Below are 17,536 nucleotides of genomic sequence, written 5' to 3' on the forward strand. Positions count from 1 at the left end.
TAATTTCATGGGCCCTTAATCATTCCTTTTCGTTTGTTATATTAATTCTATTAAAAATAGATAAAGATTGTCAATCATTTCAATAAAATTAAAAAACACCATGCCAAGTGACATGGTGTTTTAATATTAAGCTTGTAATTTTTCACGTAGAACCATTGGAAGAATTCCACCGTGACGGTAGTAATCAATTTCAACTTCAGAGTCAAAACGAACAAGAACTTCAAATTCTTTCTTGTTACCAGCTTCGTCAGTTGCCGTTACTTTTAGAAGGTCACGTGGTTTTACATTTTCGTCTACTTGAACATCGATTGTTTCTTTACCAGTTAAACCAAGTGTTTCAGCGCTTTCGCCTTCTTTAAATTGAAGTGGAAGCACGCCCATTAACACAAGATTTGAACGGTGAATACGTTCGAAGCTTTCAGCTAGAACTGTTTTAATGCCTAACAGGTTTGTACCTTTGGCAGCCCAGTCACGTGAAGAGCCCATTCCGTAATCTTTACCAGCAAGAACAATTAGACCAGTTCCGTTTTCTTTATACTTCATACAAGCATCGTAAATAGAAGTCACTTCGCCTGTTGGCCAGTAAGTTGTAACTCCACCTTCTGTACCTGGTGCGATTTGGTTACGAATACGAATGTTTGCAAAAGTTCCACGCATCATTACCTCGTGGTTACCACGACGAGATCCGTATGAGTTAAAGTCACGAATGGCAACGCCTTTTTCAAGCAAATATTTTCCTGCTGGAGTATTTTTACCAATAGCTCCTGCTGGTGAAATATGGTCAGTTGTTACAGAATCACCGAATTTACCAACAACACGAAGTCCTGTTAATGGTTCAACAGTCCCTGGCTCAGGTGATAAGCCTTCAAAGAACGGTGGGTTGGCAATATAGGTTGAATCTTCATCCCAAGTATATAATGGCTCATTGCTTGTTTTGATTTCGTTCCAACGCTCATTGTCCCCGAATACGTTCGCATATTCGCTGCGGAATAATTCAGGAGTAACCGTGCGTTTAACTACATCATTAACTTCAGCAGTTGATGGCCAGATATCCTTGAAGAATACATCGTTTCCATCTTTATCTTTACCGAGAGCTTCAGAAGCGAAGTCGATGTTTACAGTACCAGCAAGTGCGTAAGCAACAACTAATGGTGGTGAAGCAAGGTAGTTTGCTTTAACAAGCGGATGAATACGTCCTTCGAAGTTACGGTTACCAGAAAGAACTGATGTAACTAAAAGATCGTTTTCAGCGATTGTTTTTTCAATTTCTTCTTTTAATGGACCGGAGTTACCGATACATGTTGTGCAGCCGTAACCAACAAGGTTGAAGCCGATTTGCTCTAAATATGGAAGTAATCCAGAATCACGAAGGTATCCAGTTACAACCTTAGATCCTGGTGCTAAAGAAGTTTTTACGAATTTTGGAACTTCCATTCCTAATTCGACAGCTTTCTTCGCAACCAGACCAGCACCTACTAAAACGTATGGATTAGATGTGTTTGTACAACTTGTGATGGATGCAATCGCAACTGCCCCGGTTTTAATTGTTGTTTCGTCACCATTGTTGAATTTTACCGTAGCAGACTTATCAAGCTCATCAGCTTGTAAGCCAAAGCCTTGATTTCCTTGTGGTGCTGAAACAGCTTTAACGAATTCTTCTTTCATTTTTGAAAGAGGAAGTAAATCTTGAGGACGTTTAGGACCAGAAAGATTTGCCTCAATCTCAGAAAGGTCGATTTCTACTACATTTGTGTAAACTGGCTCTAAAGCTGGATCAAAGAATAAGCCATTTGCTTTGCAGTATTGTTCAACCACATTGATTTGATCCTCTTCACGGCCTGTTAAGCGCAAATACGCTAGAGATTCATCATCAATTGGGAAGAATCCGCATGTAGCACCGTATTCAGGAGCCATGTTGGCAATTGTTGCACGGTCTGCAAGTGGAAGTACGGATACACCAGGGCCGAAGAATTCAACGAACTTTCCAACTACACCTTTACTGCGTAGTACTTGAGTTACTTTTAAGGCTAAGTCAGTGGCAGTTGCTCCATTTGGAAGTTCACCAGTTAACTTAACACCAACAACTTCAGGTACTGGGAAGTAAGAAGGCTGTCCTAACATTCCAGCTTCAGCTTCAATACCGCCAACGCCCCAGCCAAGGACACCAAGACCATTGATCATGGTAGTATGTGAGTCTGTACCAACTAATGTATCTGGGTATGCTTCTAATTCACCATCAACTTCTGCCACATGAACAACATCAGCCAAGTATTCAAGGTTAACTTGGTGAACGATCCCTGTTGCAGGCGGAACTGCGCGATAGTTGTTGAATGATTTCTGCGCCCAGCTTAAGAACTGGTAGCGTTCTGCGTTACGTTCAAATTCTAGATCCATGTTTACTCGTAAAGAATCAGTAGATCCATAAGCATCAACCTGTACTGAGTGATCGATAACAAGGTCTACTGTCTTCTCAGGATTAATTTTATCTGGGTCACCGCCAAGGTCAGCCATTGCTTTTCTTAGAGAAGCAAGGTCCACCACCGCTGGAACTCCTGTGAAGTCTTGTAGAATAACACGTGAAGGTTTGAATGGAACATCTACCTCTTTAAGTTCAGCTGTTCCCCATTTAGCTAAGTTTTCAACGTGCTCCTTTGCAATTACGCGGCCATCATATTGGCGAAGTACAGATTCAAGTAATACTTTTACTGAGTATGGCAATTTAGAAACGTTTCCGATTCCTGCCTCTTCAAGTGCACTTAAACGGTAATAGTGATAAACTTTACCATTGGCTTCAAAAGAAGCACGTGCGTTAAATACATCATTTTTAACCATGTGTTAAAAACCCCCTGATTCGTCATAATATACCATAATTAACGAAAAGTCGAAAAGTCTGAATTTTCCCATCCTGCTTAACTTTTCTCGCAATTCTAATCTTAATACAACCTTTTTCATAAGTAAATAACAAGAAAGTTATTGTTATTGATAAGTTTCACTTATGTTATTTTATGTATTCTGTTCTGAAAATTCAAAAAACACCATCTGTGCTGATAAGAAAGCAGCTCGGGAAAAAACAAAATTTTCACTAATATTATCTCAAAAAACCTTTTAAATGTCATTATTTTTGCCACGAAGGAGATAGTAATGGTGTAGGAGGTGTATAGATAATGGTGAAACGAAAGTCTAATCATGTAATTCCAGGAATGAATGCAGCCAAAGGGCAAGGAAAAGGCGCTGGTTTTAACGAAGAAATGGCCAGTGAACCAGAATTAACTGCCAAGGAAAGAATGAATAACAAAAAGCGGAAGAAAAATCAATAAACTTCAAAAAGCGGAAGCGACTTGCATAGGGGCGACAGGCATAAGACGAGCCGGCGAGAAGGTTGTTCTTTAACCTTCTTGACGGATTGGCTTATGACCCGAGCCCCTAGGCGCTCAAGCTAGATTCAGAAATCAAAAAGCAGGCATCCCGCCTGCTTTTTCTATTCCACCTGATTTACTTCTGATACCATGCTTTGCAAATCTTGTTGAAAACGCTCTAATTGCGCCCGTTGATGTTCAGATGCCACTTCCATTGCATTCGCGATCTGCTGGTAGGCTTCATTTACTTCGTCTTTTAGATGCTTCAATTGATGACCATAACTTGCACTATCATTCACAATCGTCTCAAATAGTCCTTGGGCATTCTCATACCCTTGCTGTGCTGCTTGAAAGGCCTGTTGTTTATCTTTGTTGTATGGAAATTTTTGCATTTGCTTCATTCACTCCTTCATTTTGTTTACCGTTAAATTGCACAGAACAACAAAAAATATACGGTATAAAAGGACTTAATGACTGCATCCTAACATATAGGAGGGATGAAAAATGAACAAAAATGATAGCAAAGACATGCGAAAAAATGCACCAAAACAATCCGGTCAGCCTGAACCTCTAAGTGGGTCTAAAAAAGTAAAGAATCGCAACCATACAAGAGCCAAACATAATACTCATCATGATATGTAGATAAAACGAAGCACCCTATGATGTATGGGGAGCTGAATTTGGTTAATAAAAAGCCCCAGCACTTTGTTCAAGTGCCGGGGTTTCCCTCGATAATTTTAAATATTGATTAATGCTTGAAGTAAGTGGGCTTCTTCTTCAGGAGTCACTGTTCGTAAATCAATGATAAATTCATCCTTTTGAATTCGTCCGACTATTGCTGGTTTCGCTTCTGTTCGCAGCTTCCTTCCCAGTTGTTCTGCTGTCAGTGTATCATGTTTTAAGGCTATGACCATGCTTGGAAGCTCTACATCAGGCATTGTTCCCCCACCCACTTGACTGGTTGCCTCTGTAATTTTTGTAACATATTTTCTGGTATTTTGTAATAAGTTTGTAACGAAAGACTGTGCTCGAACGTCTAATTCTTCGAGAGAAACTAATAAGTCCCGAACCGTTGGAATATTTATTAGACCATTTTCACCGCGGGCATAGTCAATTAACGTCCCCTCTAAGGCAGCTAACGTCATTTTATCCACCCGTAACACACGTGCTAACTGATGTTTTTTCAGGCGATCAATGATTTCTTTTTTTCCAGCAATAATCCCTGCCTGTGGCCCGCCAAGGAGCTTATCACCACTAAAAGATACAACATCTGCCCCTAATTCAATGACCTCTTTTACGACCGGTTCTTCACCAATTCCATGCTTTCTGAAATCGTATAATGCACCACTTCCGAGATCTTCATAAAAAATAACATTATCCAATCGTTTCGTTAAATCAATAAGTTCTTCTGTTTCAACTGATTTGGTAAATCCAATCACTTTAAAGTTACTGGTATGTACCTTCATGACAATTGCTGTTTCTGGGCTGACAGCTTTTTCATAATCATACCGATGCGTTTTATTGGTGGTGCCAACTTCAACTAGGTTCGCCCCACTCTCTTCCATGATTGAGGAAATTCGAAACGAACCGCCAATTTCAACAAGTTGCCCCCGAGAAACAATAACTTCTTTTTTGGCAGCTAGGGCTCTTAAGACAAGATAAACGGCAGAGGCATTATTATTAACGACCATGGCCGCTTCTGCCCCGGTGATTTCTTTAATAAACGCTTCAACATGACTATGTCGTGAACCTCTTTCACCTTCAGACAACTTATACTCTAGATTAGAATAGTTCCTTGCCGTTTCAATGACATGATTGATAGCGTTTTCACTCAATCTAGCTCTTCCTAAATTCGTATGTAAAATTGTTCCTGTCGCATTAATGATTCTTTCAATGGTATAGGAATACTGTTTATTTATTTTTGATTCGAGGAGTGAAAACAGTTCATTATTAAATTCGTTGGTCCCTGGCCTAGAACCAGTCCACTTGTCATTAAGAATTGCTCCCCTAATGGTATCAATGACATCTTTAAGTTGATTGGTCAAATTCATTCGATCCAGCTGACTTTCTTTAAGCAGATTCAAAAACTTCTCAGTATTTTGAAGTTCATGGATCGCTGGTAACGAGCGTAGCCATTCTTTCAAGATAAAAACTCCTTTATTAATCGTTCTTTGTCTATACTAAAATTCACGGGCCGGCCAAATGGGTCATTTCCGCATTCCCAATTATATCACATCATTTTCACGTTTTTATCCCTACTGAATAAAATGAAACGAGCAAGGGGGATTAAATATGTCAAAAAAGAAACAACGAAAAAATCAAAGCTTTGACTTTGAAATCGTAGAAAAATGGTTGGAAGAATATTTTCTTGATCCGCTTACAGCCTATTATGATGAAACACAATTTCAAATCGATCTTTATGAAACTGATAAGGAATGGATCGTTGAGGCCATCTTAAGTGAATTTGAGGCTTCTGAGATAAAGGTATATATAGAAGGAAATAAATTAGTGATATCTGCAACCCAATACCCCCCTTCCATGAAACAACAAAAACGTGTCCGGTCTATAAACTTTCCCTTTCTGGTCGTTAATCAAACCGTATATGCAACTTTTACGAATGGAACATTAGAAGTGGTCATTTCGAAAATAGATAGTTGTGTAGGAAAAAGTAGATTTATTACCCTGCCTTGAGTTATTTTGTGGCTTTATTTTTTACGCCACAGTTAACATAATATTATTATTAGTAAAATAGAGCCCTCCTATCCATTTGGACAAGAGGGCTGCTTTTATTTTTTGGAAATGACTTTAATCATTTCTTCTGTATCTGGAAAAACGCCTGTATCAAGCTTGGAATAGATTTTCTCTCCATTTACTGTTACTTCAAATGCGCCGCCTGAACTTGGTATTAGTTCTAACTTTTGTATGTCTCTGAAAAAATGGTTAAATAGCTCTTCCGCGAAACTCGCGGCTTTAGGTGCGTAATTTCATTGCATGCAAAATTCTACAATTATATGGTAATTCTTCATAAAAAATACCCTCCCAAAAGTGTGATTACTACATCATGATAGAGTTAATATTTTATCCCATTCCCACTGCCACTACAAATTTTTTGTCTATTCGTGCGGATTTACCTGGAAAGAGTTATACTATAAAAATGGAGGTGGACACGTTGAGTGAACTAGATAAAATTCGCCTGACCTCTTTGTCAACAAAAGCTGGTTGAGGCTGTAAAATTGGTCCTGAAGACCTGGCGCAAGTTTTGCGTCAATTACCAAAACAAGAACCTGTTCCTGAATTATTAGTGGGACTTGATACATCTGATGATGCAGGAGTTTACCAAATTACCGACTCTATCGCCTTGATCCAAACAGTGGATTACTTTACCCCAATCGTTGACGACCCATATATGTTCGGTCAAATCACGGCAGCCAATGCATTAAGCGATGTTTATGCCATGGGCGGAGAACCTAAAACCGTTATGAATATCGTTGGTTTCCCAATTAAAAAGTTAGGGGCTGAAATGTTAGCTGATATCCTTCGTGGCGCAGCTGATAAAGTAAAAGAAGCTGGGGCGATTACTGTTGGCGGCCATTCTATTGATGACCAAGAACCAAAATTCGGACTATCCGTTACAGGAATCGTCCATCCAGATAAAGTTTGGAAAAATGTCGGGGCTAAGCCAGGTGATGTCCTTGTGTTAACTAAGCCAATCGGTGTTGGAATTATCACAACTGGTATCAAAAGATCGGCGGTAACCCCTGAACAGGAACAAATTGTAACGGAAACTATGGCTACTTTAAACAAAGTGGCATCTGAAGTTTTAACAGATTTTCATCCTCACGCTGTCACAGATGTGACTGGATTTGGATTACTAGGTCATGGCAGTGAAATGGCTCGCGGCAGTGAGGTAAGTTTTGAATTTTCCCTCGCACAAGTACCAGTTTTAGAAGGTGCTCTTGAATTAGCGGAGAATGGTGTGGTTCCCGGCGGTTCAAAGGCGAATCATAAATGGTTAGCGGATGACGTTGTATATGAGGATATCCTTCCAGAGGAACAACTTCTCCTTTGCGATGCGATTACCTCTGGCGGTCTGTTTGTTGCCCTTAATGAGCAGGAAGCCGTTGAATATGTTGATAAGCTTAGATCCAGAGGATTAGCTTATGCTTCGATTGTCGGAAGAGTTACCGAGAAAAAGGATAAATATATATATGTGAGAAGATAACAGCAAAGCCATTTGGTTTTGCTGTTTCTTTTTATGTTTGGAAAAATAACCAATCACCTTTATTAAGAGAAAATCCTGGACCATATTGGCCCAGGATTTTTCTGTTTATCGCTTTTGCCGCAGCTTCTCGATCATGTCTTTCGTCATTTTATCCAGGTCAAACGCGTATTTGAAGCCCCATTCCTCTTTTGCTGCGCTAGCATCAATGGAATTCGGCCAGCTTTCTGCTATCTTTTGGCGCTCCGGATCCACATTATATGAAATTTCAAATCCAGGAACAATCTTAGCAATCGAAGCAGCGATTTCTTCAGGATCAAAACTCATCGCTGTAACGTTAAATGCATTGCGGTGGATTAATTTAGCTGAATCTGCCTCCATTAAATCAACAATCGCGTTCAAGGCATCTGGCATATACATCATATCCATGTAGGTACCTTTATCAATATAAGAAGAATATTTTCCATTTTTGATGGCTTCATAGTAAATTTCAACAGCGTAATCCGTGGTTCCTCCACCAGGAAGCGCAACATAGGAAATTAATCCCGGAAAACGCAGGCCACGGGTATCAACACCGAATTTCTGGAAATAGTAGTCAGACAATAATTCCCCAGCCACTTTATTGACCCCGTACATCGTCGTTGGACGCATAATCGTATCTTGCGGGGTGTTGTCCCTAGGAGTAGAAGGTCCAAAAGCACCAATTGAACTTGGGGTGAAAAATTGTGCCTTTAATTCCTTTGCTGTTTCAAGTCCATTCATCAGTCCGCCCATATTTAAATTCCAGGCAAATACAGGCTTCGCTTCTGCAGTAGCCGATAATAAGGCTGCTAAGTGCATTACCGTATCAACGTTATATTTTTTAGCTACTTCAACCATTCTGTTTCCATCTGTTACGTCGACCGTCTCAAACGGACCACTTTGGGCGGCTTCACTGTCATTCTTTTTAATATCTGTCGCAATAACATTATCCGCTCCATAAATGTCTCGTAGCTTTAAAGTTAATTCTGATCCAATCTGCCCTAATGCACCTGTGATTAAAATACGCTTCATTTTCGTTTCTCCGTCCTCTTCAATTAAGCTAAAAAATTAGATAACGCCCATTTCCTTGCCGACTTTTTCATATATTGCAATCGCTTGATCGAGCATTTCTTTTGTATGTGCAGCAGTTGGCATGTTACGAACACGTCCGGTTCCCTTTGGTACAGTTGGGAAGACAATAGCCTTGGCATAAACCCCTTCTTCATTCAAACGTTTACTGAATTGTTGGGTTTGTGCTTCATCACCAATGATACAAGGAGTAATCGGCGTTTCACTATTACCAATATTAAAGCCTAACTCTTTCAAGCCTTTTTTAAGATAATTTCCATTTTCCCAAAGCTTCTTGTTAAGTTCCGTGCTTTCCATCAGGATTTCAATCGACTTCTTGCTCGCTGCTACATCGGCAGGAGTAAGTGAAGTTGAAAATAGGAATGGGCGGCTGCGGACTTTTAACCAATCAATAAGATTCTTCCTGCCAGCCACATATCCGCCAACTACGCCAATGGCCTTGGATAAAGTGCCAATTTGAAAATCAATTTTATCAGAAAGACCAAAATGCTTGACGGTCCCTGCTCCATCACCCAGCACACCTGAACCATGGGCATCATCGACATAAGTGATTAAATCAAATTCTTCAGCTATCTGCACAATTTCCGGTAGTAAGGCGATATCGCCGTCCATTGAGAAGACGCCGTCGGTGATAACCATAATCTTATTGTAGAGACCAGACTCTTTTGCTGCTTTTGCTTTTGCACGTAAATCTTCCATATCGGAATGATTAACACGGATTATTTTTGCTTTCGAAAGCCGACAGCCGTCAATAATCGACGCATGATTTAATTCATCCGATAGAATCGCATCATTTTTATCCATTACAGCGGAAATAGCCGCCATATTACAATTAAATCCAGATTGGTAGGCGATCGCTGCTTCGGTATGTTTAAATTCAGCCAATTTCTCTTCGAGTTCAACATGCAGCTTAAGCGTTCCATTAATCGTCCGTACAGCCCCTGCCCCTACACCATATTTTTCAATAGCCTCGGCTGCTGCTTTTTTCAAGCGCTCATCCGTTGCTAAACCTAGATAGTTATTGGAAGAAAGATTGACAAGTTCTCTTCCATTAATGGTGATAACGGGACCATTCGGGCTCTCGAGTGGATCAATGACATTGTATAACCCTTTTCCTTTTAAATCCTCTAGATTTTCATTTAAAAATTGCTCCAAAATATGACTAGACATATTTCATTCCCCCTAATTCTTTAAACTAGTATTGTCGTTTACGGAAAAACAATTGTCCGTTTCAGACGGACGTTAATATTCCTGTTAAATAGCGGTATTAAAGGATTCCTATTGTATATTTTAACATAAATTTTTAAAGTTGTTCATATCTAGCGGACAAAAATGAAAAATATTTTTATTCTTTTAAAGTACCCAATTTGAAATTATGTTATTTCTAAAGAAAAAACCAAGGACCTCATTCCTTATTTTAATAATCGCACACTTTACGTTATAATGGTTTTTAAGGCTCTTTTCGTAAACTTTGTTGCTAAGCATAAAGTTATACGGGTTAATGAACTTATACGAAAAAAAACAATTAATGCGAAAATAGCCTTTTTTAATAACCTTAAGCAATCTCGCTCGCTAGAAAGAAAGGATGTCAATTTTGTCATTATTGTATTCTACCCTTTATACACTTTTTATTGGCGCAGTCTTTATTTTTATTATTATTGCCGCTTACGATTTCCTGTACGGAGAAAAGGATGAGAAGCAAACAAAGAAAATACATAAATATTTTCGCAAAGAGACGGTTAAAAAAATCGACGTGCTCGAACGTCAGCCTCGGAAATTTACTATGTTCCATGTTACAACTAATAATGGAGTCCAAAAGATTAAGATGAAACCAGGTTATAAAGTGATCAAGATGGTCACAAAAGAGAAAAACAAAAAGTAACAAAGTCTTCTAACCTCAAAACGTGAAAAAAGCCAGCGTCTTTTAGCGACCTGGCCAACGGGCATATAAGCTGAAATAGGAACGGAACCATTTGCTGAAATAGTTCCGTTCTATATGTAGAAGATATTCGATAGAAAGAAAGGACCCAACAATGCGAGTCCCTTTTTAGATGATTTAATTGCTTTAGTTTACCGACACTGAACTTAATTTCCCGGCATTTCGATTGATATTTTGCAATGCTTCTTTGTATTCTTGTTCTAAACAATTAATTATTTCTGATACTGGTTCAATTTTATGGATGGTTCCGACGCCATGGCCTGCTGACCAAATATCGCGCCATGCTTTCGCGTTCGTTTCTCTTTGCATACTATCAAAATTTACCTGGTCTTTTTTGACAAGTTTCTCTGGGTCTAATCCCGCCTTTTTAATACTAGGTACCAGCATATTGCACATAACTCCAGAGAAAGCATCGGTTAAAATGATATCCTCTTGTGTGGCTTCAACAAGCATTTCCCGGTACTCATTATTAGCCATACTTTCGGTTGCCACGATAAATCTTGTCCCCATATAGGCAAGATCTGCACCTGCCGCTTGTGCCGCTAAAATCCCTTTGCCCGTTGAAATTGAGCCAGCGAGGATTATAATTCCATCCCAGAAATTTCGGACCATATCCACAAAGGCAAAGCTGTTAATTTGTCCAGCGTGACCCCCTGCTCCGCTTGCCACCAAAATTAAGCCATCGACACCAGCTTCTGCCGCTTTTTTAGCAAATTTCAAATCACTCACATCTGAGAAGACGAGCCCGCCATATTCATGAACAATATCGACGACTACTTTTGGACTTCCTAACGAGGTAATCACCAATTGCGGTTGATGCTTTTTAATCAAATCCAGTTCTTCCTGGAGGCGGCTGTAGGAGCTATGTACAACCATATTCATGGCCCAAGGGGCAATTTTTCGATTAGGTTCGAGGGCTCGCGCCTCTTCCAACTCCGCATTTAACTGTCCCATCCACTGATCTAGTACTTCGATTGGTCTTGCATTTGGAGCAGGAAAAGAACCGATGACACCATTTAGACAGCAGTTTTTTACAAGTTCGGTGCCTGACACCAAAAACATTGGTGCCGAAATGACCGGTAATTTCAGTTGGTTCCACCATGATTCTGGAATAGATTTTTTCATTTTTTTCACCCTTTATTTTAGAATTTTCTGAATAAATTTACACTCTAATAGTACCTGAAAATGAATGGTTATTCAATCTTGGAGTTAGCCTTTTATTTAAGCTGAAAAAATCATTTGTAATATACGAACGATGAGTAAATAAAAAATTAAAATGTTCGTTTTTTACGAAAAAGCTATTGATTTAATTTTTAACTGCTCGTATAATGTGAATAAATTCATATCGTTTCACTCATATAATCGCGGGAATATGGCCCGCAAGTTTCTACCGGATTGCCGTAAACAATCTGACTATGAGTGGGTAATAGGAAAGTCGTCGTCTTTTTTAAGATGTGCGCTCATTCCATTTCTTTTGGCAACGAAGCCCAAAGGTCATTACCTCACTCAATTATTTTGTTGTGAGGCAATGACCTTTGGGCTTTTATTATTTAATAGAGGAGTTAACAAACATGAGATTACTAGAAGAGAAAATCAGCTCAGACGGAAAGGTTCTATCGGATCATGTTTTAAAGGTAGATTCTTTCTTAAACCATCAAATCGACCCACAATTAATGCTTGAAATTGGAAAAGAGTTTGCTAGGATTTTTGCAGATGATGGCATTACCAAAATTGTGACAATCGAATCTTCAGGTATTGCCCCTGCTGTCATGGCCGGTTTATATATGAATGTCCCTGTAATATTTGCACGGAAAAGAAAATCGTTGACACTTGTCGATGACTTAATTACAGCATCAGTATACTCATTTACAAAAAATGAAACAAACGAGATTTCCGTTTCAAATAAATACATGAATGAAAGTGATCGAGTCCTGATCATTGATGATTTCCTAGCTAATGGAGAAGCTGCCCTTGGTTTAGTAAAAATCGTTCAACAAAGTGGTGCGGAAGTTGCCGGTATTGGCATTGTCATCGAAAAATCATTTCAACACGGTGCACAAAAATTAAAGGACCTAGGTTTAAGAGTAGAATCCTTAGCTAGGGTTGCCTCACTTTTAAACGGAGAAGTGACATTTATCAATGAAAATGTGGAGGAATTAATCTAATGAAACAACATCCATTTAAAATTACCTCATTAGGTATTCAGCATGTTTTAGCGATGTATGCAGGCGCAGTCATCGTCCCACTCATTGTCGGCGGAGCGCTTAAATTTTCAGGGGACCAATTAACCTACTTAGTATCAATCGATATTTTTATGTGCGGAATTGCGACGATTTTACAAGTTTGGCAGAATCGCTTTTTCGGAATTGGTTTACCAATTGTACTTGGCTGTACCTTTACCGCTGTCGGACCTATGATCGCGATCGGTGGACAGTTTGGTATTTCCGCAATTTATGGTTCGATTCTTATTTCTGGTCTTATCGTCATTGTTATTTCTCAATTTTTTGGGAAGCTAATTAAGTTCTTCCCTCCTGTTGTCACTGGCTCAGTTGTAACGATTATTGGGATTACCTTGATTCCTGTAGCGATGAATAACATCGCTGGTGGTCAAGGCAGCCCTGATTTTGGCAGCATTTCAAATATCAGCTTAGCTTTCGGAACGTTGCTGTTTATCATCTTGCTTTATCGATTTACGAAAGGTTTTATTCGCTCTATCTCTATTTTACTTGGATTAATTGGTGGTACCCTGGCTGCTTCTTTTATGGGGAAAGTTAATTTCTCAGCCGTAGCTGATGCATCTTGGTTCCACATGGTAAAGCCCTTTTATTTTGGCACACCTACCTTTGAATGGACTCCGATCATTACGATGACTCTCGTTGCCATTGTTAGTCTTGTTGAATCAACTGGAGTATATTTCGCCTTAAGTGATATCACTGGAAAAAAACTAACTGAGAAGGATTTATCAAGAGGATATCGTGCGGAGGGTCTTGCAAGTATCATCGGTGCGGTGTTTAATGCATTTCCATACACAACCTACTCTCAAAACGTTGGACTTGTCCAGCTTTCAGGAGTAAAGACTAATAACGTCATATATACAATGGGTGGTATGTTAGTATTCCTTGGATTTATTCCGAAAATTGCTGCGTTTACTACTGTTATTCCAACACCTGTTCTTGGTGGTGCAATGGTGGCGATGTTTGGAATGGTCATCGCGTATGGAATTAAAATGCTAGGCAATGTAGATTTTACATCCCAAGAAAATCTTCTAATCATTGCTTGTTCTGTGGGTATGGGAATGGGCGTAACTGCCGTACCAGATATGTTTTCCCACCTGCCAGAAGGAGTGAAAATTCTAACAAGCAGCGGGATCGTAACAGGAAGCCTTACTGCTATATTCCTAAACATTGTTTTCAATGTTTCAAAGTCAACAAAGCAAATGAAGCAAGTAAATAATCAAATTACCTCTTAAAGTCAAAAAGACGATATATCCCACATATTAAGACCAAAAATACGTTGATACGTTGCCTACATTTTCTTAATAAAATGTGTATTGAGGGTGACGTAAATGAAACGAAAAAGACTTACAAGTAGAACAGTAAATGAAGAGGAATCGAACAAAGTCAATTTTACTTTTGCACAGGCTTATGAATATTTTCTTTCCTCAAAGAAGGCTGAAGGGTTAAGAAAACCTACAATTGTAAGCTACCATGAGCATTATAATTTTTTCAGTAAATGGTTAAGTGAATTTCAAAAGGAAATTGTAAACGTTAATGCTTTAACTACTCAAATTGTAAGACAATACATTAACTATCTTAGAGAAGAGCATTTTAACTACAAGACAAAAGAATATGGACTATCTATCCAAACAACAAATGCCCGATTAAGATTTCTTAAAACATTTTATAACTTTTTATTCAAAGAAGAATTAACAGATATTAATCCACCAGAACAAGTGAAATTTATTAAAGAGGACGAAAGAATATTTGAACCTCTAAATGAAACTGAAATACTGAAATTACTTAATGTGCCTGACACAGATCAATATCCTCAGTTTCGTGATAAGTGTATTATGTTTCTTTTATATGATTCAGGGTTAAGGATTAAAGAAGCTATAAGTTTAACTGTTGATGATTTAGACCTAAGTGGAAGAAGGATCATCTTACCTTCTGAAAAGGCTAAAGGAAGAAAATCAAGAATAATTCCCCTATCAGGCTTAGTAATTAAAATGTTAATTGAATTAATAACGGAAAATGAGACGCACTTTGATAGTAAGAAATTGTTTTTGAATTGGTATGGGGAACCGATGTCAGAAGATACTTTTAGAAGAAATTTAAACAGATATGTTAAAAAAGCAGGAATTACAAAGTCATTTACTTGTCATGATTTTCGAAGGCAGTCTATTACAGAAATGTTAGCTTCAGGAGCCTCAATATTTGCTGTCCAGTCTATAGTTGGGCATAGTCAAATTAGTACAACTAAAAAATATGTCCATTTTGACGAACAGACAATAAAAAACCAGCATGAGTTATATAGTCCTTTAGTAAAGGTTAAACGAAGGGGTAAATTAAGATAAACTTAAAAGAGACGATCCTTTAATGGGTATCGTCTTTTTTAATTCATTTCCCTTTATATTTCCTGCCAGTAATGTATTTGCTTTTCAATAGTCGGAGAATTAGTTTCTCTACATCTAATTCTCCGACAGATGTTACATTCCCTACACCTTTAATGTATATTGTCTTTTCATCATTCTTTCTCATCTAGTACATCCTTCTAAAATTCTCTTGTTTGATGATACAAATTAATTATTGCTTTAGCCATTAAATCTAAATTCGGCTCTCTAGTTCGTCTTCTGTTACATGGAGGTCTTCTCTGACCAGTAATTTTTGAATAGACGATATTATCTTCAATAGTTTGTTTTTTGGCCATTGTTTTTACCGTTTCCCATCTTCATTTAATTCTAATACTGTGTATCCGTAATTTTCATCAATAATCCCCTTTCCTAAAATAATTTTATATAATTCTCTTAATGAGGTAGTACAATCAACCCCATTATTTATACTAATGACGCTGATTTTCACATCAGCATATCTGTTTATCTTTGTTGACTTCATCTCCACACCTCCAATTCTTAAATGATTATACACAAACCAAAAATTAATATCAAAATTTTCTGTTAATAATAATTAAGTTGATATTAGAACAAAAAAAGAGCGACCATTTCAGCCACTCTTTGATTAATTAGTCCATTCTATAAACGAAGGGATTCTAAGTAGTCCCTTTTTTGTAAGGTTACGATATTTCACCTTTGCCTTCAATTTTGGATCAAGATAAATGAACTTATCATTCTCTTCTACAATATAATCTTTATATTGCTTATAGAACTCTTTACGATTCTGTATAGGCATGAATTCCATTAATCCTGCATACTTACCGTTATCAAAGTTTAGCAGAAGTCCAAATTCATCTTTCCTTAATCCAGATATATAAACATCTTCATAATGATAATTAATAACCTTTAACCAGTCATGAGAACGCTTGTTGATTTGATATTTAGCGTCAAACTTTTTCTGTACAATTCCTTCAAGTCCATGCTGCTTAATTAACTCAAAGTATTGTACACCATTACCCTCTAGCCACTGGACTTTATTAAACAATGGAGTATCTTCAGGTATGATTTCCTCAAGTAGAGCCTTACGTTCAATTAATGGTAAATTAGTAATCTTTTCTCCATCGTAATAAAGAATATCAAATACAGTGAATGATATTTGGTGCTCGGATTTCCTACTCATAAAACGTTCCATAACTGCCTCAAAGTCAGGTTTCCCTTGAACATCCGTTACAATAATTTCACCATCTAAAACTACCCCATCTGGTAAAGGAAGATTAACCAATTCAGGAAACTTAGATGTAATTTCATTCTTGTGTCTAGTATATATTTTTACTTTATTATCAAACTTAGTCCAAATGGTACGGAATCCATCTAGTTTTAATTCAGTTATATAGTTATCATCATCAAAAGGATCGGTTGCTTTGTGTAATAACATTGGTGAAACAAACATACAAACCACCTCATGTTAATTTTAACATGGTATTTATCCTATACTTAATGGAAATTAAATGTAAAAAAGAGCGACCAATTAAGCCACCCCACGCAATATTATTTCCTTTGATTTTTTGTTTTGTGCATATACCATGATCTCATAATTTTATGAAGTTCATCTTCTTTCCCTCTGCTGCTAATTACCTCTACTACCTTTTCATAACTAACGTTTAATCTTTTCGATACTTCAGGAATACTACTTGTTTTGGCATATTCTTTGATGATTTCTTGTTCTAAGTTAATTGGTTCGTAGGTTTCAACTAGATTAACATAGTATTGCAGTCTCTTAATTTCACTTTTTGCCCTGTCCAGTGTAATAAATTTACTTGCCACAAAGCACCTCCCAATTTTCGACACAAGTTAAGCATATACTATTGGAAGATAATAAAATGGAAATAATTATGAAAAAAGAGTGACATTTTTGCCACTCTTTGCATTAACTAGCCCATTCCATAAACGAAAGAACCTGCTGAAATTGGTGTTATTTCCTAATAAACTCAATTTTTTATTAAGTTCATTTTCAGTAACCTTTTTATTAAATCATCTGGAGTTATCGCCTGTCTAGTAAAGTATTCTCTTTCATTCTTGGGTAGTAAATCCATCAAATCAGAATAATATTCCATACCTATACTCCAACATGATCTTTCTTTATTGAAATCATCAATCAATGAACCATACTTACCTAATTCACCTTCATCGGCACATTTACCATTAAAATTAGATTCACATGTCCTACATGTTTTTGAGAGTTTTATTTTCTCCATATTCTGTCCCCCTTTAAAACTAAATTTTTAAATCAGGACTAATGTATG

Annotated in this window: 20 protein-coding genes and 1 riboswitch; of the genes, 8 read left to right on the plus strand and 12 right to left on the minus strand. The window is 37.7% G+C overall.

The features are described 5' to 3' along the window. Positions 1–126: 126 nt before the first annotated feature. Positions 127–2,832: an aconitate hydratase AcnA gene (gene acnA / locus ACJ004_RS05400; RefSeq protein WP_410891611.1), complete on the minus strand. Its 2,706-nt coding sequence runs from the start codon at positions 2,830–2,832 to the stop codon at positions 127–129. A 332-nt stretch (positions 2,833–3,164) separates the two neighbouring features. Here acnA and sspO point away from each other — a divergent pair, with 332 nt between their 5' ends. After that, on the plus strand, positions 3,165–3,317 hold the full coding sequence (sspO, locus tag ACJ004_RS05405; protein ID WP_026567316.1) for a small acid-soluble spore protein SspO: 153 nt from the start codon (positions 3,165–3,167) through the stop codon (positions 3,315–3,317). 161 nt (positions 3,318–3,478) lie between these two features. Here sspO and ACJ004_RS05410 read toward each other — a convergent pair whose 3' ends face one another. Then, on the minus strand, positions 3,479–3,748 hold the full coding sequence (locus tag ACJ004_RS05410; RefSeq protein WP_410891613.1) for a hypothetical protein: 270 nt from the start codon (positions 3,746–3,748) through the stop codon (positions 3,479–3,481). A gap of 112 nt (positions 3,749–3,860) precedes the next feature. Between ACJ004_RS05410 and ACJ004_RS05415 the strand changes: the two genes are divergently transcribed. Next, positions 3,861–3,998 carry a small acid-soluble spore protein P gene (locus tag ACJ004_RS05415; RefSeq protein ID WP_410891615.1) on the plus strand — a complete coding sequence of 46 codons (138 nt, stop codon included), beginning with the start codon at positions 3,861–3,863 and terminating at the stop codon, positions 3,996–3,998. A gap of 95 nt (positions 3,999–4,093) precedes the next feature. On the opposite strand, the gene selA is transcribed toward ACJ004_RS05415, so the two are convergent. Then, positions 4,094–5,500, minus strand: coding sequence for an L-seryl-tRNA(Sec) selenium transferase (selA, locus tag ACJ004_RS05420; RefSeq protein WP_410891617.1), 1,407 nt, complete (start codon positions 5,498–5,500; stop codon positions 4,094–4,096). Positions 5,501–5,648: 148 nt separating this feature from the next. On the opposite strand from selA, the gene ACJ004_RS05425 reads away from it, so the two are divergent. Continuing rightward, complete coding sequence (locus tag ACJ004_RS05425) at positions 5,649–6,047, plus strand: Hsp20/alpha crystallin family protein (RefSeq protein ID WP_410891619.1); 399 nt, start codon at positions 5,649–5,651, stop codon at positions 6,045–6,047. 95 nt (positions 6,048–6,142) lie between these two features. Here the strand turns inward: ACJ004_RS05425 and ACJ004_RS05430 are convergent, their stop codons facing one another. Then, positions 6,143–6,382, minus strand: coding sequence for an Rdx family protein (locus ACJ004_RS05430; protein WP_410891621.1), 240 nt, complete (start codon positions 6,380–6,382; stop codon positions 6,143–6,145). A 128-nt stretch (positions 6,383–6,510) separates the two neighbouring features. Between ACJ004_RS05430 and selD the strand changes: the two genes are divergently transcribed. After that, positions 6,511–7,578, plus strand: a complete 1,068-nt coding sequence (gene selD, locus ACJ004_RS05435; RefSeq protein ID WP_410892128.1) for a selenide, water dikinase SelD — start codon at positions 6,511–6,513, stop codon at positions 7,576–7,578. Positions 7,579–7,683: 105 nt separating this feature from the next. On the opposite strand, the gene ACJ004_RS05440 is transcribed toward selD, so the two are convergent. Both ACJ004_RS05440 and ACJ004_RS05445 read right to left on the minus strand, forming a co-directional pair. Then, a complete protein-coding gene (locus ACJ004_RS05440; RefSeq protein ID WP_410891623.1) occupies positions 7,684–8,628 on the minus strand; it encodes an L-threonine 3-dehydrogenase in 945 nt (314 codons plus the stop codon). Between the two features lie 36 nt (positions 8,629–8,664). Continuing rightward, positions 8,665–9,855, minus strand: a complete 1,191-nt coding sequence (locus tag ACJ004_RS05445; protein ID WP_410891625.1) for a glycine C-acetyltransferase — start codon at positions 9,853–9,855, stop codon at positions 8,665–8,667. Between the two features lie 424 nt (positions 9,856–10,279). On the opposite strand from ACJ004_RS05445, the gene ACJ004_RS05450 reads away from it, so the two are divergent. Then, positions 10,280–10,567 (plus strand): hypothetical protein, encoded by a 288-nt coding sequence (locus ACJ004_RS05450; protein ID WP_410891627.1) that lies wholly within the window; start codon positions 10,280–10,282, stop codon positions 10,565–10,567. A gap of 183 nt (positions 10,568–10,750) precedes the next feature. On the opposite strand, the gene ACJ004_RS05455 is transcribed toward ACJ004_RS05450, so the two are convergent. Continuing rightward, complete coding sequence (locus tag ACJ004_RS05455) at positions 10,751–11,749, minus strand: NAD(P)H-dependent flavin oxidoreductase (RefSeq protein ID WP_410891629.1); 999 nt, start codon at positions 11,747–11,749, stop codon at positions 10,751–10,753. Between the two features lie 209 nt (positions 11,750–11,958). Then, positions 11,959–12,060, plus strand: a riboswitch (purine riboswitch). 135 nt (positions 12,061–12,195) lie between these two features. On the opposite strand from ACJ004_RS05455, the gene ACJ004_RS05460 reads away from it, so the two are divergent. The 3 genes from ACJ004_RS05460 (at position 12,196) to ACJ004_RS05470 (ending at position 15,197) form a co-directional block, all read left to right on the plus strand. Continuing rightward, positions 12,196–12,789: a xanthine phosphoribosyltransferase gene (locus tag ACJ004_RS05460; RefSeq protein WP_410891631.1), complete on the plus strand. Its 594-nt coding sequence runs from the start codon at positions 12,196–12,198 to the stop codon at positions 12,787–12,789. Further along, positions 12,789–14,093, plus strand: a complete 1,305-nt coding sequence (locus ACJ004_RS05465; RefSeq protein ID WP_410891633.1) for a nucleobase:cation symporter-2 family protein — start codon at positions 12,789–12,791, stop codon at positions 14,091–14,093. Before ACJ004_RS05460 ends, ACJ004_RS05465 begins: the two co-directional genes overlap by 1 nt. A 96-nt stretch (positions 14,094–14,189) precedes the next feature. Then, positions 14,190–15,197, plus strand: a complete 1,008-nt coding sequence (locus tag ACJ004_RS05470; protein WP_410891635.1) for a tyrosine-type recombinase/integrase — start codon at positions 14,190–14,192, stop codon at positions 15,195–15,197. 43 nt (positions 15,198–15,240) lie between these two features. Here ACJ004_RS05470 and ACJ004_RS05475 read toward each other — a convergent pair whose 3' ends face one another. The 5 genes from ACJ004_RS05475 to ACJ004_RS05495 all read right to left on the minus strand — a co-directional run bounded on the left by ACJ004_RS05475 (position 15,241) and on the right by ACJ004_RS05495 (position 17,488). Beyond that, positions 15,241–15,381, minus strand: coding sequence for a hypothetical protein (locus ACJ004_RS05475; RefSeq protein ID WP_410891636.1), 141 nt, complete (start codon positions 15,379–15,381; stop codon positions 15,241–15,243). A gap of 174 nt (positions 15,382–15,555) precedes the next feature. Then, entirely contained in the window at positions 15,556–15,735 is a 180-nt protein-coding gene (locus ACJ004_RS05480; protein WP_410891638.1) for a hypothetical protein, read from the minus strand. A gap of 123 nt (positions 15,736–15,858) precedes the next feature. Next, a complete protein-coding gene (locus ACJ004_RS05485; protein WP_410891639.1) occupies positions 15,859–16,683 on the minus strand; it encodes an ATP-dependent DNA ligase in 825 nt (274 codons plus the stop codon). A 98-nt stretch (positions 16,684–16,781) separates the two neighbouring features. After that, on the minus strand, positions 16,782–17,057 hold the full coding sequence (locus ACJ004_RS05490) for a hypothetical protein (RefSeq protein ID WP_410891641.1): 276 nt from the start codon (positions 17,055–17,057) through the stop codon (positions 16,782–16,784). Positions 17,058–17,221: 164 nt separating this feature from the next. After that, entirely contained in the window at positions 17,222–17,488 is a 267-nt protein-coding gene (locus ACJ004_RS05495; RefSeq protein ID WP_410891642.1) for a hypothetical protein, read from the minus strand. Between the last annotated feature and the right edge of the window lie 48 nt (positions 17,489–17,536).

Source organism: Neobacillus sp. 204 (genome assembly GCF_046562815.1).
Lineage (GTDB): Bacteria > Bacillota > Bacilli > Bacillales > Cytobacillaceae > Neobacillus.